The following is a 24,076-nucleotide window of genomic DNA, read 5'->3' on the forward strand; positions in this document are numbered from 1 at the left end:
TCTGCCCCCTACCCGTCCCGGGGACCCACCTCAGCGCTTCCGGCGGCCGGTGGGTCCGGCGCGGCCGGCGCTCCCGCCCGTCCGGGGACTGGCCACCGCTGCGGGCGGCGGGGATCATGAGGGGACGCCGGGCCGCCGGGTCCCGCGCACCGCCTGCGAGTCCGGGAGATCCGTGTGTCCTGCGAGTCGAGTTATGCGTCGGGGGTCTGTGACGTGCCGCTGCTGGGCGACACGATCGGCGAGAACCTGGACCGTGCCGTCCGGCGGTTCCCGGAGCGGGACGCCCTGATCGACATGGCCGCCGGACGCCGGTGGACGTACGCGGAGCTGGCCGCCGACGTCGACGCCCTGGCGCTGGGCCTGCTGGACCTCGGCATCGGCAAGGGCGACCGGGTCGGCATCTGGGCCCCGAACCGCGCTGAATGGACGCTGGTGCAGTACGCGACGGCGCGGATCGGGGCGGTCCTCGTCACCGTGAACCCGGCCTACCGCTCGCACGAACTGGAGTACGTCCTGCGGCAGTCGGGGATCCGGCTGCTCGCCGCTGCCGACCGTTTCAAGACCTCGGACTACGCGGCCATGATCGAGGAAGTGCGGCCGCGCTGTCCGGAGCTGGAGTTCGTGGTCCTGCTGGAGGGGCCGCTGTGGTCCTCGCTGCTGGAGCGCGGCCGGCGCGGCGACCCCGCGGACCTCGCCCGGGCGCAGGCCGCGCTCAGCCCGGACGACCCGATCAACATCCAGTACACCTCGGGGACCACGGGCTTCCCCAAGGGTGCGACCCTCTCGCACCACAACATCCTCAACAACGGCTATTTCGTGGGCGAGTTGTGTCACTACACCGAGCACGACCGCGTCTGCATCCCGGTGCCCCTCTATCACTGTTTCGGCATGGTGATGGGGAACCTCGCGTGCACCAGTCACGGCGCGGCCATGGTGATCCCCGCGCCGTCGTTCGACCCGGTGGCCACGCTGGCGGCGGTGGAGGCGGAGGCGTGCACGTCGCTGTACGGGGTCCCGACGATGTTCATCGCCGAGCTGGCGGAGCCCGGCTTCGACGGGTACGACTTGTCCAGTCTGCGGACGGGGATCATGGCGGGCTCGCCCTGCCCGGTGGAGGTGATGAAGGAGGTCATCGACCGGATGGGGATGGCCGAAGTGTCCATCTGCTACGGAATGACGGAGACCTCGCCGGTGTCGACGCAGACGCGGGCGGACGACTCCGTGGAGCGCCGGGTGTCCACGGTCGGCCGGGTCGGGCCGCATCTGGAGGTGAAGGTGGTGGATCCGCAGTCGGGGAGGACGGTGGCGCGCGGGGAGCCGGGCGAGCTGTGCACCCGCGGCTACTCGGTCATGCTCGGCTACTGGGGTCAGCCCGAGCGGACCGCCGAGGCGGTCGACGCGGCGCGCTGGATGCACACGGGGGACCTGGCGGTCATGGACGACGACGGTTACCTGAGCATCACCGGCCGCATCAAGGACATGGTCATCCGGGGCGGCGAGAACCTCTACCCCCGCGAGATCGAGGAGTTCCTCCACACCCACCCGGACGTGCTGGACGTACAGGTCATCGGCGTGCCCGACCCGAAGTACGGGGAGGAGCTGATGGCGTGGGTGCGGATGCGGGAGGGCGCGGAGCCACTGACCGCAGCGAGCGTGCGCGCGTACTGCGAGGGCCGGCTGGCCCATTTCAAGATCCCGCGGTACGTCCACGTGGTGGAGGAGTTCCCGATGACCGTCACGGGGAAGATCCGCAAGATCGAGATGCGCGAGGCGGCGGCCCGCCTGCTGGACCTGCCGTCCGACAGAGCGCAGACGTAGGCGTAGGCGCAGGCGTTTTGTCCTGGCTCCGTGGGACATGGGCCGTGGGGGTCCGGTGTGCGCCTGCGGACCGGACCTGGGTCCCTGCCGCGCCCGGGGCAGTACCGTACGGCGGCCTCCTCGGGCTGCTCCGCGCAGGGCGCGCGGGCTCGTCCCTGCCGCGGCCGCCGGGGCAGCACCGCACGGCGGTTTCCTCAGTCGGCTTCGCGCAGGCCGGCGGCGGCTCCGCGGGTGAGGCCCACCCGGACGAGGGCGGCTGCCAGCCGCGGCAGCTCATCGGCGCCGACCAGGGCCGCCAGCGTTTCGGGCGTCCCCGGCAGTCCCAGCCCGGCCGCCGCTTGCAGGGCGCGGCGGTCGAAGGCCGGGCGCAGCTCGGGCCACACGCCCTGTGCCTCCCGGCAGAAGATGTCCGCCCCCACCGGACCGATCCGCGGGATCTCCCTCAGCAGGTCCCGCACCCGGGCCGGGTCCCCGTCGGCCGCCGCCCGAAGCTGTCGCAGATCCCCGCGCCAGCGGTCGAGGAGGAGTCCCGCGCCCTCTCCGAGCGCGGTGGCCGTGCTCTCGTCGTAGCGGCGGTAGTGCGCGCGGCCGAGGGCGCGCACCCGGTCCTGGCGGCCGGCCGCGGCCATGGCCCGCGGGGTGCGCATCCCTGCCGCGGACAGCTCCCGGGCTGCGGCGACGGCGATGTCCGCCTTGATCCGGACGGAGAACAGCACACAGAGCGTCAGCAGCTGATAGAGGGGCGCGGGCATGTCGCGCAGCCGGATGCCCGCTTCCTCGGCGTGGGTCCGGCCGTATGCGTCGAGGAGTCGTCGTGTCATAGCCCGTTGGGAGGTGTCCGCTGCCACGTCACGAGCCTAAGGGTTGCCCCGTGATCCCCGGGGCGGGCGCACGACGCCGGATTCGGCACCTCGCCGCGTTGTTTCGGAACGCCCGAATACGCCCGGTACGGGGCGCCCTCCGCCGTGCGCCGACCCACCGGGGATCATGGGACGGCCCTTGGGCCCTGTGGTGACGAGTCCCGCCCGGTCCGCGCTGCCCGGCACCGCACCTCCCGTCAGGGAGGCTACCGCTGGGAGGTGCCCCCGGTGTCGTCGGAGCACCCCGAGTCACGTCCGGTCGTCGCGAGCTCCTGCGCCTCGGGGTGTGCAGGCCGGATCAGCCCGCCCCGGGCCGGGGCCCCGCCCGGCCTGGCTCGGCCCGCCTCGGCCCGGGAGATACCCCCAGGGGTGTTCGGCCGGGGTGCGGGACACGGCGCGGATGGGGGGCCATCATCGTGTCGCCCGGTACACGCACGCGGCGCGGCCGGTGGGAGGGAGGCGGACGTCCGGACCATGACCGAGGACCGGTACGACAGCTGGGCCGCCGGGGAGGCGTACGAGCGGTACATGGGCCGGTGGAGCCGTCCGCTGGCCGGCCGGTTCGTGGCGTGGCTCGATCCGGGGGACGGGGGTCGGTGGCTGGACGCGGGGTGCGGCACCGGGGCCCTGACCGCGGCGCTGGCCGCGCCGCCGGCCCCCGGGGCCGGGCCCCGGGAGGTGGTGGGGCTGGAGCGCTCCCCCGCCTACGCGGCTTTCGCCGCCTCGGCGCACGGCGCCCCGGGTGCGCCGTGCGTGGTGGGCGACGCACAGGCGCTGCCCTTCGCCGACGGGGCCTGCGACGGCGTGGTCAGCGGGCTGGTGCTCAACTTCCTGCCCGAGCCCGGGCGGGCGGTCGCCGAGGCGGTCCGGGTCGTACGGGCCGGTGGAACGGTCGCCGCCTACGTATGGGACTACGCCGGGGGCATGGAGCTCCTGCGGTACTTCTGGGAGGCGGCCACGGCGGTGGACGCCTCGGCCCTGCCGCTGGACGAGGGCCGCAGGTTCCCGCTGTGCCGGCCGGAGCCGCTGCGGGCACTGTGGGAGGAGGCCGGGCTGGCTGACGTGGAGGTGGCCGCGCTGGGGGTGGGCACCGTGTTCGGCGGCTTCGCGGACCTCTGGGAGCCGTTCCTGGCCGGCCAGGGGCCCGCGCCCGGTTACGTCGCCTCCCTCGCCTCGCCCGGCCGCGACCGGCTGCGGGAGCGCCTGCGCGCCTCCCTGCCGGTCGCGCAGGACGGTTCGATCGCCCTGCGCGCCCGCGCCTGGGCGGTCCGAGGCCGCCGGCCACCGGCCGCCCCGCCACCGCCTGACGGAGCGGCCGGCGTCTGACGGACCGGCCACAGTCTGACGGGCCGGCCAGCGCCTGACGGATTGGCCGCCGCCCGGGGCCTGCCGGCGCCCGAGGCCCGCGCCGCCCGGGTCTCGACGGGTGACCCCGGAGGCCTGTCGGGTCCGGAGGTCGCCCGCGGTCCCCGAGGTCGCCCGAAGTCCCCGAGGTCGCCCGAGGTCGCCCGAGGTCCCCGAGGTCGCCCGAGGTCGCCCGAGGTCAGCGTGCGCCGGCGGTGGCGAGTTGTTCGGCCAGGACCTTGGCGGCGGGGAAGGTCGCACCGAGAGTGCCCACGCGCTTCCAGTGCAGCCTGCCGTCCGGCGCGACGATGAAGACGGAGCGGCGCAGGCCGATGAGGGGCGCGTCGATGCCGAAGGCACGGGCGACGCTCCGCTCCGCGTCGGCGAGCAGCGGTATCCGCAGCCCCCGCTCGCGGGCGAACCGCTCGTGGCTGTCGACATCCTGCGGGCTGATGCCCCAGACGGTGGCGCCGCAGGACCGGAGGTCTTCGAGCCCGTCCGAGTAGGAGCACAACTGCGCCGTGCAGACGGGGGTGTTGTCCCCGGGGTAGAAGGCCAGCACCACCGGCTTCCCCCGCTGCTCCCGGAGGCTGTAGTCCCCCCGCTCGAAGCGGTCCTCCGTGAGGCAGCCTCCGGGCAGGGAGAAGTCGCCGATGATGTCGCCCACTGCGGGGGTGCGGCCCATGGAGTCGTTCCTTCGGTAGCGGTAGCGGTGGCAGGTGGTGGGAGCACCGAGTCTGCCCTACTTGCGCGCGGGCTCACGCGGGAAGGTTCAGGAGCATCAGCGGCGCGGTGGTGGGCCGGGGGGAGCCGCCCGCCGGTTCGAGGGTCAGGCCGACCGCGCGAGCCCGGCCGGGGTCTCCGTCCATGAGGACGGCTCCGTCGTGCCGCAGCAAGCCGGCCGGGCGCATGGTGCCGTGGTCGTCGAACCACAACTGGTAGGCCTTGCCGGCGGGGGCGGCCGGCATGCCGGACCCCACGAAGACCGACTTGTTCAGCCGCGCCGAGGTCACCACGGAGGCGGCGGCGCCGCCGCTGGTGCGGCCGTGCACCGTCCGGGCGTCCGGGGCGGCCATGACGGCGGCCAGGTCCCGGACCTGGCGCTCGGCGTGCCGGGCCGCCAGCCGGGCCTGGTCCGCCTGCTGGTGCTGCCAGGCGGCCAGCCCGCCGAAGGCCGTCGCGGCGGCGACGCAGGCCGCGATGACGAACGGCCCCGTCCGGCGCGTCAGGACCGCGGCCAGCCTGGCCGGTTTGGCCGCCCGGGTGTGCGGGGGGAGGCGGCGGACGGTGTCGATGCGGCGCAGGACCGTCTGCTTCATCCCCGGCGGCGCAGGCACGGCGACGGCTGCCGCCAGCCGGGCGGAGGTCGCCGCGAAGCCCGCCACCTCCTGGAGGCAGGAGGCGCAGTGCGCCAAGTGCGCGCTGAAGGCCTCGTGTTCCTCGCCGGTGAGTGCGTCGAGGGCGTACGCGCCGGTGAGGGTGTGCAGGTCCGCTTCGTGCTTCATGTGGTCACCCCCATGCAGTCGCGCAGCCGGATGAGTCCGTCGCGCATACGGGTCTTGATGGTGGGGAGCGGGGTCCCCAGCGTTTCCGCGACCTCGCGGTAGGTCAGGCCCTGGTAGTAGGCGAGCGTGACGGCCTCGCGCTGCAGCTCGGTCAGACCGCCCATGCAGCGGCGCACCTGCTCCCCCTCCAGGCGCTTCTCCACCTGCTCGACGACCTCGTCGTAGGGCCGCTGCCCGTCCCGTACGGCCGTGTCGTGGTCGCGGTTCGCGGCGGCCTGGGCGGAACGGACCCGGTCGATGGCGCGGCGGTGGGCGATGGTGGCCGCCCACGTCATGACGGAACCCTGCTCGGGGCGGTAGCGGGCGGCCTGGCGCCACAGGTCGATCATCACCTCCTGCGCCACCTCCTCCGACTGCGCGCGGTCCCGTACGACGCGTAGCGCGATCCCGAAGACGGTGCCGGCGACGGCGTCGTAGAGGGTGGCGAAAGCGTCCTTGTCGCCGCGGGCCACCAGCTCCATCACCTCCTCCAGCCCGGGGCCGGCGGAGCTGTGGCCGGCGAACGGCAGGGGCTGCCTCACGGGCACTCCTTCCCGAACTGCGGTACCGGGCGCCGCGCCGCGGCGGCGAGGTGCCCGCGGTCGTGGATCCATCGCATGAGCAGTCCTTCACTGACGAAAGGACCGGCCCCCTGGTGCCGGTGGGGCCGGCCGCGGGCTCGCTTCGGTGCGGTCCTGCCCTTGCTTCGGAGCGGGCGCGCGGACGGATTGGTCCGCCGGCCAGAACGCGAGCACCGAGGGAGGGAGGTGCCCCGCCAGGATGCGCCGGCGCTGTCGGCGGCTCGGTGCGGCGGCTTCGTCGCCCCGCACCCTCCATCGGGCGGGCGGGGCTCCCGGTTGTGGCAGCGCCTCCCGCACGGCCCCGCATGCGGGGTGATCGGGCCGGGGGTATGAATGGAGGACCAGCGGCATGATCGGAGTCGAGCATGGACGACTACCCGCTTCTCAACCTGTTCTGGACGATGTTGTGGATCTTCCTCTGGGTCATGTGGTTCTTCCTGCTCTTCAAGGTCATCACGGACATCTTCCGTGACCCGGGCCTCAACGGCTGGGCGAAGGCGGCATGGCTGATCGTGATCCTCCTGCTGCCGTACCTCGGTGTGCTCATCTACCTCATCGTGCGCGGCAGCAGCATGCACGAGCGGGACGCGAGGCAGCTCAAGGCCCAGGAGGAGTCCTTCCGGCAGTACGTCCAGAGCGCGGCCGGCACCGGCACGGGCACCGGTGCCAGTCCGGCGGAGGAACTGCACCGGCTCTCCGCGCTCAAAGACAAGGGCGACATCACTGCGGAGGAGTACGAGCGCGCCAAGGCCAAGGTCCTGGCCTGAGGCAGGCGCTGCTAACGGCCTTCGGAGGCCGCCCAGACGAGCGGGTAGGCAGCGTTTCCCGCCCCGTCGGCCCAGTGCAGCCGCTCCTCCAGGACGGCACGCCGGCCGGGCGGGCTCTGCTCGGCCAGCCGGGCCAGCAGGGTGCGCAGGCGGCGCAGGGCCATCGGGGAGCCGGCGGCGGCGAAGAGGAGTTCGTCGAGGGCGGTGCGGACGTACCGGTCCCAGTCGGGCAGCGGAACGGTCAGCCTCGTCCGGCCCGTCCCGTCGGTGAACCGGCCGACTTCCAGATCGCGGCCGGCGAGCCGTCCCAGCAGGTCCTCCATACGGTCCATGCTCTCCACCGCCGTGGCCGGGTCGTTCACGGCCGGGGACAGTGCCCGCAAGGCGATGTCGGCCAGGAGGCGCAGCGGCAGCTCGGGATCCTGGTCGAAGGTGCGCTCGACGCCGGTCACCATGGTGTCGCGCAGTGCCGTGTCCGGCATCGGGCCGCCCGTGACGTCGACGAGGGGCCGGCCCTGCCAGAGGGTCGTCCCCGGGGCCGCCCGGAACGCGAGCGTGCAGTCGTGCTCCTGCGCCGTGCGGATGAGCGAGCGGGCGTCGATCTGCTGGAGCACGGCGGACGGCCCGGACCACCGGACCGTGACGACCGCCGCCGACGGGGCCGGGGTCTGGGGGGCCGGCGCGGCGGGCGCCCGGCCCGGATCGTACGGCCGCACGTACAGCGCGTCGAAGAGCCGGTGCGCCCGGGTGACGATGGCGGTCAGGGAGTGGGCGAGCTGGATCGAGCTGAAGGCCCTCATCTGGAGCGTCCGCATCAGAGCGAGGGCGACCAGCGCGAGGATCATGGCGGCGCAGGGCACGAGCACGGAGACGGTGCCGCGGGTCCCGATGGTGAGACCGGCCGTGATGGTGAAGACGAACACCCCGACGGTGAAGGCGAAGGTGCGCCAGACGATCGGCTCGTCCCGGAAGAGCCCGAGGCGGGGCGTGAAGGTGCTGGCGGAGAACTGCACCACCAGGAACAGCATGGAGTAGATGATGCTGACCAGGCTGATGACGCCGAAGCCGAGGGTGAACAGCAGGCTGACCACCCGTCCGGCGTTCACCTGCGGTCCCCCCGTGATGAGCGGTGCCGGCAGGCCCAGCCCCAGCCCGGCGAGGGCGCAGACGAGCTGTGACAGGTCCCGGCGCACGGCACGCGTGCGGCCATGGAACAGCGGGCTCCGCCCGACCCGCCGCCGCTTCCGGGCGGAGGCGTGCCGCCCGGGATCCTCGGCCGCGCCGGACATCCGGCCTCCTCACCGGTCCCGGCGGACGCGGGCCCGGCTGGAGATGCAACCACGGGAGCGGACGGAGCGGGCGGCGCAATGCCGCACGGGCCCGCAGGGGCCGCCGGACGGCGGTGGCGGCTGCGGCCGAACGGGGGCCCGCCGCACGGAGGGTACGGACGGGTGGGGGGCGCGGCGACCGTACGGCGGGCCCCGGCGTTCGTACGGCGGGCGTTCGTACGGCGGGCGGCAGGCGGCAGGCGGCAGGCGGCGGGCAGGGGCTACGAGCCTCGGCAGGCGGCGGCCCGGTGTGCCCGGGCCGATCGGGTGACGTGCGGGCGCGGTCGGACGCCCCTCACGACGGGCCTGGCTAGCGTGGGCGCGTCGTCCTCGTCCACGCGTCCCCGAGACCCCGCGGAGCAGGTCCATGACCACCCCCCTCGCCTCACTCACCGGCGACTACGTCGTCGACCCCGACCACACCCAGATCGGGTTCGTGGCACGGCACGCCATGGTCACCAAGGTCCGGGGCGCGTTCAACGAGTTCGAGGGCACCGGGCACTTCGACGGTGAGGACCCATCCAAGTCCCAGGTGTCCGTCACCATCAAGACCGCGAGCATCGACACCCGCAACGAGCAGCGTGACGGCCACCTGCGCACCAACGACTTCCTGGACGCGCCGACCTACCCGGACATCACCTTCGCGTCCACCGGCGTGGAGCAGCTCGACAGCACGCATTTCCGGGTGACCGGCGACCTCACCATCAAGGACGTCACCCGGCCCATCGACATCGACTTCGAGTTCCAGGGCAGCGCCCAGGACCCGTTCGGCAACCTGCGCGTCGGCTTCGAGGGCTCGGTGCCGATCAGCCGCAAGGAGTTCGGGATCACCTGGAACGCCGCGCTGGAGGGCGGCGGCGTCCTGGTCGGAGACAAGGTGGTGCTGGAGTTCGAGGTGTCCGCGATCCGGCAGCCCTGACGCGGCCACTCGGCGCGCCGGAGCGGAGTAGTAGCGGCGGCAGGCACGCAGCATGCCCTCGGGAAGGGGACCGGCTCCACCGGCGCCGGCTGCCGGGCCTGCGCGGGGTGCCGCAGGGCAAGCACCGCGGCCGGGGGCGAGACGAAGGCGATGACGCCGCACAGCAACCGGGTGGTTTGCCGGATCGACGGCGTGGTCGGTCCGTTCACCCCGGCCGGGCGGCCCGTGGGTGCACCGTCCCGGCCGCCGTGAACCGCCCGGCGTGGAGACGCCGTTGTGCCGCCGGGCGGGCCGGGTCCGGGCCGCCGCACGCGGTGAGGTGTGGTCGGCCGCCGCCGCGGCGGGGCGCTGCCGTTGGTCCGGTCGGGGCGGGCTGCGGCGGGGCCGTGGCGACGTCCGACGCGTCGCGCCGACGGCGGGCCAGTCTCGGGCGGACGCGAACCCACGGCTCGGCGGAGGTCTGTGCATGGCCGGTACTTCCCGTGGCGGCGGCGCCGCCGTCCATCTCGTCGCGGCGGTCGCCGGCTGCCTCGTCGGGCTGGTGGGCGGCAGCTTCCGCTGGTGCCTGGCACGGGCGGAGGAGCTGCGCGGTTCGCTGCCCGGGGCCGCCGAGCGGCTCGGCTGCCCGGTCTGGCTGCTTCCCGTCCTGCTCACGGCGGCGGGAGCGGCCCTCGCGTGCGCGATCGCACGGCGGGTCCCCCGCTCCGCGGGCAGCGGCATCCAGGACGTCGAGGCCGTGTGGCGCGGGGAGCGGCCGCCCGGATCACCGTGGCTCCTGCCGGCCAAGTACGCCGGCGGCCTGATCGCCCTGGGCTCGGGGCTGGTGCTCGGGCGGGAAGGCCCGACGGTGCACATGGGCGCGGTGATCGGGGCGGAGGCGGGGCGCCGTGCGCGGATGGGCGCCGGGGACGTGACCCTCCTGCACACCTCCCTCGGCGGCGCGGGTCTGGCGGTGGCCTTCACCGCGCCCCTCGGCGGAGTGCTGTTCGTCTGCGAGGAGGTGACCCGGGTGGTCCGGGCGCGGCTGGTCCTCGTCACGCTCATCGGTACCGCCACGGCCGTCGGGTGCTCCCGGCTCCTGGTGGACGGCAGGCCCCTCTTCCCGGTCGCGGCCCCGGTCGGGCCGCCTCTCGCGCTGCTGCCCGTCTTCCTGCTGTTCGGCGCGGCCACGGGCGTCGTGGGGGTGGCCTACAGCCGCCTCGTCGTCGGGGCCCTCGCCGTCTGCGACCGCGTCACCCTGGTCCCGCCGGTCGCCCGGGCGGCCGTCATCGGGGGCGTGGTCGGCCTCCTGCTCGGCATCGACCCGGCGCTGGCCGGCGGTGGTGACCCGCTGAGCGGGCGGCTGCTGGGCGGCGAGGTCCCCGTGGTCCCCCTCCTGGCCGGTTACCTCGTGGTGCGGTTCGTGGCCGGCCCGCTCAGCTATGCCTCCGGCGCACCGGGCGGCCTGTTCGCTCCCCTGCTGGCCCTGGGGGCCCTGTGGGGGGCGCTCGTCCACGGGCTGGCGGCGCCGCTCCTGCCCGGAGCGGGCGCCGGTACGGTTTCGGGCGCGGTCGTGAGCGCGGTCCCGGGTGCGGCCCCGCCTTCGGGCGCGGTGGTCTTCGCGGTCCTCGGCATGGCCGCACTGTTCGCCGCCGTCGTCCGCGCGCCCGTCACGGGACTGGTGCTCGTCGTCGAGATGACGGGGGCCACCTCCCTGCTCGTGCCGCTGCTGACGGCCTGCTTCGCCGCGGCCCTGACCGCCGACCGGATGGGATGCGCCCCCGTCTACGACACCCTGCGCCTGCGCGGCGCCCGTTCCTCCTGAGGCGTCGGCATTCGGTCGCTGGCCCTCTCCGTCACCACCCGGACCGGCAAGGACAACAAGCCCGCCCCGCCGGCCCGGCTCCGCACGGTGCGGGAGGACCTCGCTTGCGCCCTGCTCAAGGAGAGCTGACTGGCCGTAAGGGGCCCGGCGCCGGGCCGCTCTGCCCCCGACGGGCACATGATGGCATTTGAGGGGTTTTCGGGTGATTCACCGCTACGTTGTTCCGGTGACCGCCCCCGCACAGCCCGTCGCGGCCCCCCGGCCCTCCCCGGCCCGGGCACTGCTCCCCCTCGTCCTGCCCGCCCTCGTCATCGGCGTCGGTTCGAGCCTGCTGCTCTACGGCGTGAGCGAAGTGGCCGACCTGCTGAAGAACGTGCTGTGGCAGACCCTGCCCGATGCGATCGGCGTCGGGCGCTGGTCCGTCGCGTGGATCCTGGCCGTGCTGACGGCGACCGGTCTCGCCGTCGGGATCGTGGTGGGGAAGGTCCACGGGCACGCCGGGCCCGACCCGGCGACCACCGGGCTGGTGGATGCGCCCCTGGCACCCGCGGTGGTTCCCGGACTGCTGCTGGCGACCGCGCTGTCCCTGGCCGGCGGGGTGAGCCTGGGCCCGGAGAATCCGATCACCGCCGTGAACATCGCCCTCGCCTGCTGGCTCGGCCGGCGGATCTCGTCCGCCCGGCCGCCGCAGGTGTGGGTGGCGCTGGGCGCGGCGGGGACGGTGGGGGCGCTGTTCGGGACCCCGGTCGCGGCCGTGCTGATCCTCACGGAATCCATCGCGGCCGCTCCCCGGCAGGGGCCGGCCGTGCCGGGCGGGCGGGCGCCCACCCTCTGGGACCAGCTCTTCGCCCCGCTGATCGCGGCGGGTGCGGGCGGGCTGACGAGCACGCTGGTCGCCGCTCCCGTCTTCGGCCTGTCCCTGCCGCGCCTGGTCGGCCCGCACTGGCCCGACCTGCTCGCCGCGCTCGTGATCGCGACGGCGGCGGCCGCGCTCGGCATGGCCGGCGTATACGCGTTCCCGCACGTCCACCGCCTCTTCCGGCTGCTGCCGCACCCCGTGCTCGCGCTGACCCTGGGCGGTGTGGTGCTGGGGCTGCTCGGGGCGCTCGGGGGCCGGCTCACCCTCTTCAAAGGGTTGGAGCAGATCGGCGAGCTGGCGGCCGATCCGGGCGCGTACTCGGCAGGCTCGCTCGCCCTGATGAGCGTGGTGAAGCTCGCCGCCGTGCTGGTCGCCTGTGGCTCCGGCTTCCGCGGCGGGCGGATCTTCCCGTCCGTCTTCGTCGGGGTCGCGTTCGGCCTGGCCGCGCACGCCCTGGTGCCCGGGGTGCAGCCGGCCGTTGGGGTGACCTGCGGGGTCCTCGGCGTGCTGCTGGCCGTTACCCGGCAGGGCTGGGTGAGCCTGTTCACCGCCGCGATCCTCGCCCCGGATCCCGGTCTGCTGCCGCTGTTGTCCGTGGCGCTGCTGCCGGGCTGGCTGCTGGTGACCGGCCGCCCGCAGATGCAACTGGACGATGCCGGTGCACCGTTGCGCTGAGTGACCGTTCCCTCGCGCAGCCCGGCCCTTCCGGCATCCGGAGCCTCCCGTACGCACGCTCCGGGCGTGACTCCGGCCACTTCGAGTGACTGGTGGGACATGATCGCGGGGGGCGGGGGCATGCGCGGCGATTACGAGCTCGCCGTGGGTCCGCCGCGGTGGCGCAATCGGAGGTACAGCGCGTCGTGTCGGAGCACAAGACCATTCATACGGCCGGGACATGGCGGTCCGCGGCCTCAGGAGCCTCACGGGAGGTCCTGGACCCGGCGGACGGCACCGTCCTCGCGGTGGTCGCCGAGGGCGGCACCGCCGACACCGACGCCGCGGTCAGCGCCGCCCGGCTCGCCTTCGACGGCGGAGAGTGGCCCGGGACCCCGGTCGCCGAGCGGGCGGCGCTGCTGCGCCGCACGGCCGACCTGCTCCAGCGTGACCGCGAGCGCATCGGGCTCCTGGAGAGCCGGGACGCCGGAAAGACCCTCGAAGAGGGCCGCATCGACGTGGACTGCGTCAGCGACGCCTTCCGCTACTTCGCCGACCTCGTGATCGGTGAGGGCGCCGGCCGGGTGGTGGACGCCGGGTCACCCGACATCCACAGTGTCGTCGTCCACGAACCGGTCGGGGTCTGCGCCCTGATCACCCCGTGGAACTACCCGCTGCTCCAGGCCAGCTGGAAGGTCGCCCCGGCCCTGGCGGCGGGCAACACCTTCGTCATCAAACCGAGCGAGATCACCCCGCTGTCCACAGTGGCCCTCATCGAGCTGCTGGTGGAGGCGGGCCTGCCGGCCGGAGTGGCCAATCTGGTCACCGGGCCGGGCGATCCGGTCGGTGCGCGCCTCGCCGCCCACCCCGACGTGGACCTGATCTCCTTCACCGGCGGCCTCGCCAGTGGTACGAAGGTCATGCGCGCCGCCGCCGAGACGGTCAAGAAGGTCGCCCTCGAACTCGGCGGCAAGAACCCGAACGTCGTCTTCGCCGACGCCTGCGCCACCGAGGACGGCTTCGACACCGCCGTCGACCAGGCGCTGAATGCCGCCTTCATGCACAGCGGGCAGGTGTGCTCGGCGGGCGCGCGCCTGATCGTCGAAGAACCGCTGCGCGAGCGCTTCGTCGCCGAACTCGCCCGTCGCGCCGAGAAGATCCGTATCGGCCGCGGCACCGACCCGGGCGTCGAATGCGGACCGCTGGTCTCCGCCGCCCAGCGCGAGCGCACCGAGTCCTACGTTGCCTCCGCGCTCGCCGAGGGCGCCGTGCTGCGGGCCGGGGGCGAACGGCCGGACGGGCCGGGCTACTTCTACCGCCCCACCGTTCTCGACCGCTGCCACCGCCGCATGCGCGTCGTCCGCGAGGAGGTCTTCGGACCGGTCCTGACCGTGGAGACCTTCCGTACCGAGGACGAGGCCGTCGCGCTCGCCAACGACACCGAGTACGGACTGGCCGGCGGCGTCTGGACGTCGGACCAGGGGCGCGCCCGCCGCGTGGCCGGCCGGCTGCGCCACGGCACCGTCTGGATCAACGACTTCCACCCCTACCTGCCGCAGGCCGAGTGGGGCGGTTTCGGGAAGTCCGGCATCGGGCGTGAACTGGGGCCGGCCGGTCTGGCCGAGTACCGCGAGACCAAGCACGTGTACCAGAACCTCGCCCCGCGCCCCGTGCGCTGGTTCGCGGGCTGAGGCAGGAGGACCCATGAACACGACCACCACGCACCACGCCCTGCACGAGCGCGAGGGCGAGGGCGCACCCGCGGACGCGCCCGTTCACGAATACGACTACGTCGTCGTCGGCGGCGGCACCGCCGGCTCGGTGATCGCCTCGCGCCTCACCGAGGACCCGGACGTCACCGTCGCCGTCATCGAGGGCGGCCCCAGCGACGTCGACCGCCCCGACGTCCTCACGCTGCGCCGCTGGATGGGCCTGCTCGGCGGCGACCTCGACTACGACTACCCCACCACCGAGCAGCCGCGCGGCAATTCGCACATCCGGCACAGCCGGGCCCGGGTCCTGGGCGGGTGCTCTTCGCACAACACCCTCATCGCCTTCAAGCCGCTGCCCTCGGACTGGGACGAGTGGGCGGAGGCGGGCGCCGAGGGATGGCACTCGGCCGCGATGGACCCGTACTTCGACCGGCTCCTCAACAACATCGTGCCGGTCGACCAGGCGGACCGCAACGCCATCGCCCGCGACTTCGTGGAGGCCGCCCAGGACGCGCTGGGCGTGCCCTTGGTCGAAGGCTTCAACCGGGGGCCGTTCCACGAGGGCGCCGGTTTCTTCGACCTCGCCTACCACCCGGAGGACAACAAGCGCTCCTCGGCGTCGGTCGCCTACCTCCACCCGGTCATGGACGACCGGCCCAACCTGCGGATCTGGCTGGAGACCTGGGCCTACCGGCTGGAGCTGGACGGCACCCGGGTGTGCGGCGTGCACGTCCGCGCCGCGGACGGCACCGAGTCGCTGGTCACCGCCCGCCGCGAGGTACTGGTGTGCGCGGGCGCGGTGGACACCCCGCGGCTCCTGCTGCACTCCGGGATAGGACCCCGCGAGGACCTGGAGGCCCTCGGCATCCCGGTGGTCCACGACCTGCCGGGCGTAGGCGAGAACCTCCTCGACCACCCGGAGTCGGTGATCGTCTGGGAGACGGACGGGCCCATCCCGGAGAACTCGGCGATGGACAGCGACGCGGGGCTCTTCGTCCGGCGCGACCCTGCTTCGCCCGGTCCGGACCTGATGTTCCACTTCTACCAGATCCCTTTCACCGACAACCCCGAGCGCCTCGGCTACGAACGGCCCGCGCACGGTGTGTCGTTGACCCCGAACATCCCCAAGCCGCGCAGCCGCGGCCGGCTCTACCTCACCAGTGCGGACCCGGCCGTCAAGCCGGCCCTGGACTTCCGCTACTTCACGGACGAGGACGACTACGACGCCCGGACCCTGGTGGACGGCATCAAGCTGGCCCGCCGCATCGCCGCCGCCGAGCCGCTGGCGGGCTGGCTGAAGCGCGAGGTGTGCCCGGGCCCGGAGATGACCGACGACGAGGCGCTGAGCGCGTACGCCCGTTCGGTGGCGCACACCGTCTACCACCCGGCCGGCACCTGCAAGATGGGCGCCCCCGGTGACGAAAGGGCCGTGGTGGGGCCCGACTTGAAGGTAAGGGGCCTGGAGGGCATCCGCATCGCGGATGCCTCCGTCTTCCCGACGATGCCCGCGGTCAACCCGATGATCGGAGTACTCATGGTCGGCGAGAAGGCCGCGGAGCTGCTGGGTGGTGAGGTCCGGTGACCGCGGTCCACCCCGGTGGCCTCACGGCCGGCGCCGGCGGCGCGTCCGGCTCCGGGAGCTCTCCGGTCTTCTGCGTCGACGGTCTGTGGAAGGTCTTCGGCCCCGCGCGCAAGGCCGCCAAGGTGCCCGGCTCCGAGGACGCCGCGCTGTCCCCGGCCGAGCTGCGCGAGCGGACCGGCTGCACCGCGGCGGTGCGGGACGTCACCTTCGACGTCCGCAGGGGCGAGGTCTTCGTCGTCATGGGCCTGTCCGGCTCCGGCAAGTCCACGCTGGTGCGCTGTCTGACCCGGCTGATCGAGCCGACGGCCGGGACCCTGGCCATCGACGGCGAGGACGTCCTCGCCATGAATGCGGCCCGGCTGCGCGAGCTGCGCCGCCACCGCGCCGCCATGGTCTTCCAGCACTTCGGGCTGCTGCCGCACCGCAGCGTCCTGGACAACGTCGCCTACGGTCTGGAGATCCAGGGCATGGGCCGCGCCGACCGGCGCGCCAAGGCGGCCGAGATGGTCGCCAAGGTAGGCCTGGACGGCCTGGAGGACCGCCGCCCCGGCCAGCTCTCGGGCGGTCAGCAGCAGCGGGTGGGGCTGGCGCGCGCACTGGCTGCCGACCCCGAAGTCCTCCTCTTCGACGAGCCGTTCAGCGCGCTGGACCCGCTGATCCGCCGCGAGATGCAGGACGAGGTGGCCCGGCTCCACCACGACGAAGGCCGCACGATGGTCTTCATCACCCACGACCTGTCCGAAGCGCTGCGCCTGGGCGACCGGATCGCCCTGATGCGCGACGGCCGGATCGTGCAGCTCGGCACCCCCGAGGAGATCGTCGGCTCGCCCGCCGACGACTACGTACGGGACTTCGTCCGCGACGTGCCGCGGGAGCAGGTGCTCACCGTGCGCAGCGCGATGCGCCCGGTGGCGGCCGGCGAAGCCGGGCAGGGGCCCGCGCTCACCCCGGCCACCACCGTGGTGGAGGCCATCGAGGCGGTGGCCCGCAGCGGTGGGCCCGCGCGGGTCGTCGACCACGGCCGGTGCCTGGGCGTCGTCGACGACGCCGGGCTGCTCGCGGTGGTGGCCGGCCTGCCGCCGGCGACGGGCCGGGGGGTGGCGGCATGATGCGCCCCGCCCCCTGCGCCGCCCCTGTCCCCGGTACCGGGCGGTGGTGCGGATGACCACCACCACACCCGTACGGGATCCCGACCAGCGCACCGGGGCCGGTGACGCGCAGCGGCAGGGCGGCGGCGAGCAGCCCGGCCGCCCCCGGTCCGCCGCGGACGCCGGCGCGCCGGGCAGACGGCGCAGGGTCCTGCTCCACCACCGCGCCGGCCGCAGGTTCCTGCCCCTCGTCGTCGCCGCGGCGCTGCTGTTGCCGCTCGCGCTGCTCTTCCCCGGCGCCGGAAGCTGGCCCTCCGCCCTGGCCGTCGACGTGTCCGGGCCGCTGGGCCGGGCCGGCGACTGGATCATCGACAACCGCGACAGCCATCCGCTCTTCCTCTACTTCTTCGGGCACGTCAGCAACGCCGTGGTCGTGTCCGTCCGCGCGGTGTACGTCGTCCTGCTCGGCGCCGGCTGGGCCGGGGTGACCGCTCTGGCCGGCCTGACCGCCCTGCGGCTGGCGGGCGTCCGGCTCGCCCTGACCTGCGTGGCCGCCTTCGCCGCCTGCGGGCTGCTCGGCATGTGGGTGCCGACGATGCAGACCCTCGCGCTCATGGTGGTGGCCGTGGCCGCCTCCGTCGTGGTCGGCGCTCTCCTCGGTCTTGCGGCCGGCCTCTCGGCGCGCGCCGACCGTGCGCTGCGCCCGGTGCTCGACACCATGCAGGTGCTGCCCGCCTTCGCCTACCTGCTGCCGATGGTCCTGGTCTTCGGCATCGGTGTGCCCGCCGCCGTCCTCGCCACCGTGGTGTACGCGGCCCCGCCCATGGCCCGGCTGACCGCGCTCGGCCTGCGCGAGGCCGATGCCGGGGTGCTGGAGGCCGCGGCCTCGCTCGGCGCGACCGGGCGTCAGCGCCTGCTCACCGCGCGGCTCCCGCTCGCCCGCCGGCAGCTCCTGCTGGGCGTCAACCAGGCCATCATGATGGCGCTCTCGATGGCCGTCATCGCCTCCGTGATCGGTGCGGGCGGCCTCGGCGACCGGGTCTACCAGGCCCTCGCCTCGGTCGACGTCGGCGCGGCCCTCGCGGCCGGCATCCCCATCGTGCTGCTCGCGGTGGTCCTCGACCGCACCGCCGACGCGGCGGGCCGCCGCCTGGGCAACCCCGCCGTCGCCCCCTGCGAGCCGTCGCTGCTGCGCCGGGTGTTCGCCGGCTGGTACGGCAGGCTGCTCACGCTCCTCGCGGCCGTCGCCGTCGCGGTGGCGGGCCGCATGGCCGGAGCCTCCCTGTGGCCCGGCTCCTGGACGGTGCCGATAGCGGAGCCCGTCAACCGGGCCGTCGCCTGGATGACGGACCACCTCTACTCCGGGGTGCCCGTCATCGGCGGCACCGCCGACTGGGCGGCCCGCTTCACCGGCTGGATCCTCGACCCCCTGCGGTCCGGGCTGCAGGCCGCGCCCTGGTGGCTGCTGCTGCTCCTGGTCGCCGCGCTCGGCCTGCTCGCCGGGACCTGGCGCACGGCCCTGACCGCCGTCCTCGCCCTGGCCGCCATCGGTGTGCTGGGGGTGTGGGAGCCCTCCCTCGACACCCTGTCGCAGGTGCTGGCCGCCGTCGCCGTCACCCTCGTCCTCGGCTTCGCGATCGCTGTCGCAGCCGCCCGCAGCTCCCGCCTCCAGCGGATGCTGCGTCCGGTGCTCGACGTCTGCCAGACCATGCCGCAGTTCGTCTATCTCATCCCCGTGGTCGCGCTGTTCGGCGTCGGCCGCGCACCGGCCGCCGCGGCCGCCGTCGTCTACGCGCTGCCCGCCGTCGTCCGCATCACCGCCGACGGCCTGCGCGAAGTGAGCCCGGCGGCCATGGAGTCGGCCCGGTCGCTCGGCGCCACCGGGTCGCAGCAGCTGCGCCAGGTCCAGTTCCCGCTGGCCCGGCCCGCGTTGCTGCTCGCCGTCAACCAGGCGGTGGTCCTGGTCCTCGCCGTCGTCATCATCGGCGGCCTCGTCGGCGGCGGCGCCCTCGGCTACGACGTCGTACTGGGCCTCGCCCAGGGCGACCTGGCGACCGGCCTGGTGGCCGGCGCCGCGATCGTCTGCCTCGGGCTGATGCTCGACCGCGTCACCCAGCCCGCGAAGGAGGCCTGACATGCCGGTTCGACACCACCGCCCCGGCCGGGGCGGGGGCCGGCGCGTCCCGGCCGTCCTCGCGGTCGCACTCGCCACCGGAGCGGTCGCCACCGTCCTCACGGGCTGCGGGGCGGCCGACATGACCCGCCAGGCCTCTCCGTACGCCGCCGCGCAGGGCGCGAAGACCGTCACGCTGTCCGTCCAGTCCTGGGTCGGCGCGCAGGCGAACACCGCCGTCGCCTCCTACCTTCTGGAACACGAGCTGGGCTACCGCGTCGACACCGTGCAGGTGGACGAGGTGCCCGCGTGGGACGCGCTCAGCCAGGGCCGGGTCGACGCGATCCTGGAGGACTGGGGCCACCCGGAGCAGGAGAAGCGGTACGTCCAGGAGAAGAAGACCATCACCCCGGGCGGCGAACTCGGTGTGACCGGCCACATCGGCTGGTTCGTCCCGACGTACTTCGCCGAGGAGCATCCGGACGTCACGGACTGGAAGAACCTCGACAAGTACGCCGACCGGCTGCGCACGGGCGAGAGCCGCGGCAAGGGCCAGCTGATGGACGGCTCCCCGTCGTACGTCACGAACGACAAGGCGCTGGTGAAGAACCTGAGCCTGGACTTCGAGGTGGTCTTCGCGGGGTCCGAGGCGGCGCAGATCACCCAGATGAAGCAGTTCGCCAAGGAGCACAAGCCGTTCCTGACCTACTGGTACAAGCCGCAGTGGCTGTTCGAGCGGGTCCCGATGACGGAGGTGAAGCTGCCCGAGTACCAGGAGGGCTGCGACGCCGACCCGGAGAAGGTGGCCTGCGCCTACCCCCACACGCCGCTGCGGAAGTACCTGAACACCCGGTTCGCCGGGTCGGGCGGGACGGCGGCGGCCTTCCTGAAGAAGTTCCACTGGACGGTGGAGGAGCAGAACGAGGTGGCTCTGATGATCGCCGAGGAGAAGCTCCCGCCGGAGCAGGCGGCGAAGAAGTGGGTGGAGCGCAACGAGCAGGTCTGGAAGCCGTGGGTGCGGTGACCGGCGCGCCGGGCTGACCCGGGCTCCCCGCTCCCCCGGCGCACCGCGCGGACCCGGGCGCCGATCCCCCGGCGCACGGCGCCGGACCCGGCCGCCCGCCGGGACGGGGCGCCGCCGAAGGCCGAGGCCGTCGCACCCCCCCTCGGGTGCGACGGCCTCGGCGGCCGGGCGGCCGGCTCGCGCCTACTGCGCGGCGACCTTCAGCAGCTTGTTGGGGGTTCCGCCGCTCGGGTTGGTGATCTTGCCTGCGGTCGCGCCCGCGGTCAGGGCCTGCTCGACCTGGGCGGGCGAGGCACCCCGGTGGCCGGCCAGGTAGACGGCGGCCGCCCCCACGACGTGCGGCGTCGCCATCGAGGTGCCGGAGATGGTCTTCGTGCCCGTGTCGCTGTCGTTCCAGTCGGAGGTGATGTCCGAGCCGGGAGCGTAGAGGTCCACCACGGAGCCGAAGTTCGAGAAGGAGGACTGCGCGTCGGTGTTCGTGCTGGAGGCGACCGTGATCGCCTCCCGGACCCGCGAGGGCGATCCCTGTCCCGCGTCGCTCGACTCGTTGCCCGCCGCGACGCCGAAGGTGACACCCGCGGCGATCGACCGGCGCACGGCCTCGTCGAGCGCCTCGTCGACGCCGCCGCCCAGGCTCATGTTGGCCACCGAGGGACCGGTGTGGTGCTGCGTCACCCAGTCGATGCCCGCGACGACCTGCTCGGTGCTGCCCGACCCGTTGTCGTCGAGCACGCGCACGGCCACGATCTTGGCCTTCTTCGCCACCCCGTGGGACTGCCCGGCGATCGTCCCGGCGACGTGCGTGCCGTGGCCGTTCCCGTCATCGGCGCTCTGGTCGTTGTCCACGGCGTCGAAGCCGTGCTCGGCGCGGCCGCCGAAGTCCTTGTGGGTGATCCGCACGCCGGTGTCGATGACGTACGCGGTGACGCCCTCACCGCCCGCGTCCGGGTACGTGTACTTCTTGTCCCCCGCCGTCGCGGTCTGGTCGATCCGGTCGAGCCCCCACGAAGGGGGGTTGTCCTGGGTGCTGTTGATGGAGAACTTCTTGTTCTGCACGACCTTGCCGACGGCCGGATCGGCGGCCAGGCGCTTGGCCGCGGTCTGCGAGAGCCCGGCCGCGGAGAAGCCGTTGACCGCGGAGCCGTAGCTGCGCTTGAGCTCACCCCCGTACTTCTTGGCGAGCGCCTGCTTGTCGGCGTCATGGTCGAGGATGACGATGTAACTGCCGCTGAGCGCTCCGGGTGCGCCGAGCCCGTACACCGTTCCCTCGGCCGGGGCGGCCGCTCCCGCGAAGGGGGACAGCATCATGCACAGGCCGGTTGCAGTGGTAACTCCCGTGGCCACTGCAAGGGTTCGGAAACCGCGGGAACCTATGCGGGCGTGCTTGCGAGTTGACATGAAGAGGGTGCTCCTCGTGTTGACGTGTGGGGCGTCAAAGCGTTTTCGCGCACCCCCGGAAGAGCCGGAAGATCTCCGGGGGTTCGTTCGAAACCCTTGCCGATTACCGGGGTTGATTCAAGGGTGTCCCGGCCGTGGGGGTTGTTCGACGAGCTTTCTCGAAGAGACCTCCGCCGCAGCCCCGCACAATGACCACACTCTTCGAATCACCCACACATGCGCGACATCTTCCCGATGCATTAGCGAACTGACCTGTCGCAGGCGAACGGTTGTCAGGACCCGGGAACCCGGTGCGCCCTCCGTCCGACTACTGGAGCGTGGGTGGGCGGAGGTCCCGTCGCGCCCGCACGGCCACGAGGAGCGGGGGGCGTGTGATGGGCGGGCTGGATGTGCGCATGCGGCAGGTGGGCTGCCGGCACGGGCGGGTGGAGGCGGTCGCCGGTGTGGATCTGGAGATCGCGGCCGGTGAGCGGGTGGCCCTGACCGGAACCAACGGCTCGGGCAAGACCACGCTGCTGCGGGCCGTGCTCGGACTGCACCGGCAGGTGGCGGGATCGATCCTGGTCGGCGGACGGGACGCCCGGTCGCCGGCGGAGTGGGCCTTGCGGCGGCGCGCCTGCGCCTGGATCCCGCAGAAGCCCGCCGCGGGCCGCTTCCCGCTGCTCGGCTCCGAGTTGCTGGCCGCCGGTGCCGCACCGGCGGACGCCGCCGAAGCGGCTGCCCGCCTCGGGGTGGGCGGGCTGACCGGCCGGCCCCTGCACACCCTCTCCGGCGGCCAGTTGCAGCGGATGTACCTGGCCCGGGCGATCGGCTGCGTCGCTGCCGGCGCCCAGGTGCTGCTGGCCGACGAACCCACCGCCGCCCTCGACTTCGACGGGCAGGCGGAGGCGGCCGACGTCCTGACGGCCCTGCCGGTGACCCTGGTGGTGGTGACCCACGACCGCACGCTCGCGGAGCGCTGCGACCGCGTGCTGGAAATGGCCGCCGGCCGGCTGCGGGAGGTCCGGTGACCCTCGCCACCGCCGATCTCGGCGAACTCCTGGGGCTCCTGCCCGTTCAACGGGCCGGGATCGCCCTGCTGCTGGCCGCGGTGGGACTGCCCGTCATCGGCGTGGTCATCGTCGGACTGGACATCATGCCGGTGCGTTTCGCGATGATGCACGTCGCCCTGCTCGGCATCGCGGTCGGCCTGCTCACCGGGGTCGACCCGATGGTGTGCGCGCTCGTCGCCTGCGCGCTGGCGGGCGCCGGTGTCGCCCCGCTCGCCCGGACCCCGGACGGCCTGTCCGGTGCGATGGGCCTGCTGATGAGCCTGGCCATCGCCGGCGCGCTCCTGCTCCTGGCCGTCTCCGGGGTCAACGCCTCCGGTGCCTTCGCCCTGTTGTGGGGCTCGATCCTGTCCGTGGCCGGCGCGGACCTGGCCGTCCTGGCGGTGCTGGCGGCCCTGGTGCCCGGCCTGTTCTGGTGGCGCCGGCGTGAGATCGGCCTGCTGCTGTACGACCGGGAGCTGGCGCAGTGTTCGGGCGTGCCGGTGCGGGCGCTGACCGCGGCGCTGCTGGTGCTGGTCGCGATCGCGGTCGCCGGGGCGATCAAACTGACCGGCGCCCTGCTGGTCGACGCCCTGACACTGCTGCCCGCCCTCGCGGCCCGCCGCCTGGGCAGCTCGCTCAAGTCGATCGCGCTCTGGGCTGTCGGCATCGGCGTCGTCGTCAATCTGACGGGGTTCCTGCTGGCCCTGTGGCTGGACTGGCCGCCCGGCCCCGTCCTCGTCCTGACGGCGGGGGCCCTGGTCCTCGCCGTGCACTTCCTACCCGAACGGAGAACCAGCTCATGGCGCGTACCCGCGTCCACATCCCTGCCCTCCTCGCACTGAGCGCAGCCCTCTTCCTGACCGCGGCCTGCGGCACCGGGCCCTCCTCCGCGGAAGGCGGCCGGGCGGCCGGCGGCAAGCCCGTGGTGGTGGTGACCACCACCTGGGAGGGCGCCTTCGCCAAGGCGGCGGGAGCCGAGGACATCGAGGTCATCGTGCCGCAGTCGGTGCACCACGCTCCCGACTACGACCCCAAGCCCTCCGACCTCGCGGCCGTCGCCAAGGCGGACTTCGTGCTCTACGCGCCCTTCGAACCGTACGCCGCCAAGATCAGGCAGGCGGCGGGCTCCAAGGCCGAGCTGGTCGAGGTGGGTCTCGACAACGACCCCGACAAGGCGAAGGCCGAAGTGGACCGGCTGAGCGTCCTGTTCGGCACCCGTGACGCCGCCGCGCAGTGGCGCGGCGGCTTCGACGCCGAGTACGCGAAGCTCCACGAGGAGCTCCGGGCCGCCTGGCCGGGCGGCGCGAGCCCGTCCGCCGTCACGCAGGTCTTCACGGCCTGGTCCGCGAAGCTCGCGGGCGCCACCACCGTGGGCAGCTACGGACCCGAGGCCGTGACTCCGGCGCAGCTCGCCGAGCTCTCCGCGAAGAAGCCGGCGCTGGTCCTGGACAACGCCCACATGTCGACCGGGACGGTGCTGCCCGACACGGGAGCCAGGCAGGTGAAGATCGTCAACTATCCGGGCGAGGACCTCGACCTGCTGCCGGTGTACCGCAACGCCGCGGCCGAGCTGAAGAAGGCCATGGGCGGCTCCTGAGCGGTCCGGCGCATCTGCGCGCGGACACGACGGCAGGCGGTCCCGCCGGCAGG

At 73.8% G+C, this 24,076-nt stretch carries 20 protein-coding genes; 14 read left to right on the forward strand and 6 right to left on the reverse strand.

Annotated features, from left to right (window positions below):
* The first annotated feature begins 174 nt into the window (after positions 1–174).
* Entirely contained in the window at positions 175–1,818 is a 1,644-nt protein-coding gene (locus AMK16_RS03560; RefSeq protein WP_274535332.1) for an AMP-binding protein, read from the forward strand.
* 194 nt (positions 1,819–2,012) lie between these two features.
* Here AMK16_RS03560 and AMK16_RS03565 read toward each other — a convergent pair whose 3' ends face one another.
* Complete coding sequence (locus AMK16_RS03565; protein ID WP_073908395.1) at positions 2,013–2,639, reverse strand: endonuclease; 627 nt, start codon at positions 2,637–2,639, stop codon at positions 2,013–2,015.
* Between the two features lie 513 nt (positions 2,640–3,152).
* Between AMK16_RS03565 and AMK16_RS03570 the strand changes: the two genes are divergently transcribed.
* Complete coding sequence (locus AMK16_RS03570; protein WP_073908397.1) at positions 3,153–4,004, forward strand: class I SAM-dependent methyltransferase; 852 nt, start codon at positions 3,153–3,155, stop codon at positions 4,002–4,004.
* 217 nt (positions 4,005–4,221) lie between these two features.
* On the opposite strand, the gene AMK16_RS03575 is transcribed toward AMK16_RS03570, so the two are convergent.
* The 3 genes from AMK16_RS03575 to sigK all read right to left on the reverse strand — a co-directional run bounded on the left by AMK16_RS03575 (position 4,222) and on the right by sigK (position 6,108).
* Positions 4,222–4,707 carry a peroxiredoxin gene (locus tag AMK16_RS03575; RefSeq protein ID WP_073908398.1) on the reverse strand — a complete coding sequence of 162 codons (486 nt, stop codon included), beginning with the start codon at positions 4,705–4,707 and terminating at the stop codon, positions 4,222–4,224.
* 73 nt (positions 4,708–4,780) lie between these two features.
* On the reverse strand, positions 4,781–5,527 hold the full coding sequence (locus AMK16_RS03580; RefSeq protein ID WP_073908400.1) for an anti-sigma factor: 747 nt from the start codon (positions 5,525–5,527) through the stop codon (positions 4,781–4,783).
* On the reverse strand, positions 5,524–6,108 hold the full coding sequence (gene sigK, locus AMK16_RS03585) for an ECF RNA polymerase sigma factor SigK (protein WP_073908401.1): 585 nt from the start codon (positions 6,106–6,108) through the stop codon (positions 5,524–5,526). The genes AMK16_RS03580 and sigK overlap by 4 nt, the downstream gene beginning before the upstream one ends.
* A gap of 404 nt (positions 6,109–6,512) precedes the next feature.
* On the opposite strand from sigK, the gene AMK16_RS03590 reads away from it, so the two are divergent.
* Complete coding sequence (locus tag AMK16_RS03590) at positions 6,513–6,914, forward strand: SHOCT domain-containing protein (protein WP_073908403.1); 402 nt, start codon at positions 6,513–6,515, stop codon at positions 6,912–6,914.
* A gap of 11 nt (positions 6,915–6,925) precedes the next feature.
* Here AMK16_RS03590 and AMK16_RS03595 read toward each other — a convergent pair whose 3' ends face one another.
* Positions 6,926–8,203 carry a DUF2254 family protein gene (locus tag AMK16_RS03595; protein ID WP_073908405.1) on the reverse strand — a complete coding sequence of 426 codons (1,278 nt, stop codon included), beginning with the start codon at positions 8,201–8,203 and terminating at the stop codon, positions 6,926–6,928.
* Positions 8,204–8,609: 406 nt separating this feature from the next.
* Between AMK16_RS03595 and AMK16_RS03600 the strand changes: the two genes are divergently transcribed.
* The 8 genes from AMK16_RS03600 to AMK16_RS03635 all read left to right on the forward strand — a co-directional run bounded on the left by AMK16_RS03600 (position 8,610) and on the right by AMK16_RS03635 (position 19,997).
* A complete protein-coding gene (locus AMK16_RS03600) occupies positions 8,610–9,161 on the forward strand; it encodes a YceI family protein (RefSeq protein WP_073908407.1) in 552 nt (183 codons plus the stop codon).
* A gap of 466 nt (positions 9,162–9,627) precedes the next feature.
* A complete protein-coding gene (locus AMK16_RS03605; protein WP_073908409.1) occupies positions 9,628–10,965 on the forward strand; it encodes a ClC family H(+)/Cl(-) exchange transporter in 1,338 nt (445 codons plus the stop codon).
* 226 nt (positions 10,966–11,191) lie between these two features.
* Positions 11,192–12,499 (forward strand): ion channel protein, encoded by a 1,308-nt coding sequence (locus AMK16_RS03610; RefSeq protein WP_073908411.1) that lies wholly within the window; start codon positions 11,192–11,194, stop codon positions 12,497–12,499.
* Between the two features lie 185 nt (positions 12,500–12,684).
* Positions 12,685–14,169, forward strand: coding sequence for an aldehyde dehydrogenase family protein (locus tag AMK16_RS03615; protein ID WP_073908413.1), 1,485 nt, complete (start codon positions 12,685–12,687; stop codon positions 14,167–14,169).
* A gap of 13 nt (positions 14,170–14,182) precedes the next feature.
* Positions 14,183–15,772 (forward strand): GMC family oxidoreductase, encoded by a 1,590-nt coding sequence (locus AMK16_RS03620; protein ID WP_079191292.1) that lies wholly within the window; start codon positions 14,183–14,185, stop codon positions 15,770–15,772.
* Complete coding sequence (locus AMK16_RS03625) at positions 15,769–16,881, forward strand: quaternary amine ABC transporter ATP-binding protein (RefSeq protein ID WP_073908414.1); 1,113 nt, start codon at positions 15,769–15,771, stop codon at positions 16,879–16,881. The genes AMK16_RS03620 and AMK16_RS03625 overlap by 4 nt, the downstream gene beginning before the upstream one ends.
* Before the next feature lie 52 nt (positions 16,882–16,933).
* A complete protein-coding gene (locus tag AMK16_RS03630) occupies positions 16,934–18,994 on the forward strand; it encodes an ABC transporter permease subunit (protein WP_079191377.1) in 2,061 nt (686 codons plus the stop codon).
* A 121-nt stretch (positions 18,995–19,115) separates the two neighbouring features.
* Positions 19,116–19,997: an ABC transporter substrate-binding protein gene (locus tag AMK16_RS03635; RefSeq protein ID WP_242438643.1), complete on the forward strand. Its 882-nt coding sequence runs from the start codon at positions 19,116–19,118 to the stop codon at positions 19,995–19,997.
* A 183-nt stretch (positions 19,998–20,180) separates the two neighbouring features.
* On the opposite strand, the gene AMK16_RS03640 is transcribed toward AMK16_RS03635, so the two are convergent.
* Positions 20,181–21,395 (reverse strand): S8 family peptidase, encoded by a 1,215-nt coding sequence (locus AMK16_RS03640; RefSeq protein WP_073908417.1) that lies wholly within the window; start codon positions 21,393–21,395, stop codon positions 20,181–20,183.
* 374 nt (positions 21,396–21,769) lie between these two features.
* Between AMK16_RS03640 and AMK16_RS03645 the strand changes: the two genes are divergently transcribed.
* Genes AMK16_RS03645 through AMK16_RS03655 form a run of 3 tightly spaced genes read left to right on the forward strand, consistent with a single transcriptional unit; the run spans position 21,770 to position 24,023 of the window.
* On the forward strand, positions 21,770–22,405 hold the full coding sequence (locus AMK16_RS03645) for an ABC transporter ATP-binding protein (protein WP_073908419.1): 636 nt from the start codon (positions 21,770–21,772) through the stop codon (positions 22,403–22,405).
* The gene (locus AMK16_RS03650; protein ID WP_073908420.1) at positions 22,402–23,268 is read left to right on the forward strand and encodes a metal ABC transporter permease; all 867 of its coding nucleotides are present in this window, start codon (positions 22,402–22,404) and stop codon (positions 23,266–23,268) included. The genes AMK16_RS03645 and AMK16_RS03650 overlap by 4 nt, the downstream gene beginning before the upstream one ends.
* Positions 23,226–24,023: a metal ABC transporter solute-binding protein, Zn/Mn family gene (locus tag AMK16_RS03655; protein ID WP_073908422.1), complete on the forward strand. Its 798-nt coding sequence runs from the start codon at positions 23,226–23,228 to the stop codon at positions 24,021–24,023. The genes AMK16_RS03650 and AMK16_RS03655 overlap by 43 nt, the downstream gene beginning before the upstream one ends.
* Positions 24,024–24,076 lie beyond the last annotated feature (53 nt).

It is taken from the genome of Streptomyces sp. CB00455, assembly GCF_001905445.1.
Taxonomy (GTDB): Bacteria; Actinomycetota; Actinomycetes; order Streptomycetales; family Streptomycetaceae; genus Streptomyces.

Coding starts and splice junctions, on each gene's coding strand:
- AMK16_RS03565 (WP_073908395.1), bottom strand. CDS start 2,639: ATGACACGACGACTCCTCGACGCATACGGCCGGACCCACGCCGAGGAA.
- AMK16_RS03570 (WP_073908397.1), top strand. CDS start 3,153: ATGACCGAGGACCGGTACGACAGCTGGGCCGCCGGGGAGGCGTACGAG.
- AMK16_RS03575 (WP_073908398.1), bottom strand. CDS start 4,707: ATGGGCCGCACCCCCGCAGTGGGCGACATCATCGGCGACTTCTCCCTG.
- AMK16_RS03580 (WP_073908400.1), bottom strand. CDS start 5,527: ATGAAGCACGAAGCGGACCTGCACACCCTCACCGGCGCGTACGCCCTC.
- AMK16_RS03590 (WP_073908403.1), top strand. CDS start 6,513: ATGGACGACTACCCGCTTCTCAACCTGTTCTGGACGATGTTGTGGATC.
- AMK16_RS03595 (WP_073908405.1), bottom strand. CDS start 8,203: ATGTCCGGCGCGGCCGAGGATCCCGGGCGGCACGCCTCCGCCCGGAAG.
- AMK16_RS03600 (WP_073908407.1), top strand. CDS start 8,610: ATGACCACCCCCCTCGCCTCACTCACCGGCGACTACGTCGTCGACCCC.
- AMK16_RS03605 (WP_073908409.1), top strand. CDS start 9,628: ATGGCCGGTACTTCCCGTGGCGGCGGCGCCGCCGTCCATCTCGTCGCG.
- AMK16_RS03620 (WP_079191292.1), top strand. CDS start 14,183: ATGAACACGACCACCACGCACCACGCCCTGCACGAGCGCGAGGGCGAG.
- AMK16_RS03630 (WP_079191377.1), top strand. CDS start 16,934: ATGACCACCACCACACCCGTACGGGATCCCGACCAGCGCACCGGGGCC.
- AMK16_RS03635 (WP_242438643.1), top strand. CDS start 19,116: ATGACCCGCCAGGCCTCTCCGTACGCCGCCGCGCAGGGCGCGAAGACC.
- AMK16_RS03640 (WP_073908417.1), bottom strand. CDS start 21,395: ATGTCAACTCGCAAGCACGCCCGCATAGGTTCCCGCGGTTTCCGAACC.
- AMK16_RS03645 (WP_073908419.1), top strand. CDS start 21,770: ATGGGCGGGCTGGATGTGCGCATGCGGCAGGTGGGCTGCCGGCACGGG.
- AMK16_RS03655 (WP_073908422.1), top strand. CDS start 23,226: ATGGCGCGTACCCGCGTCCACATCCCTGCCCTCCTCGCACTGAGCGCA.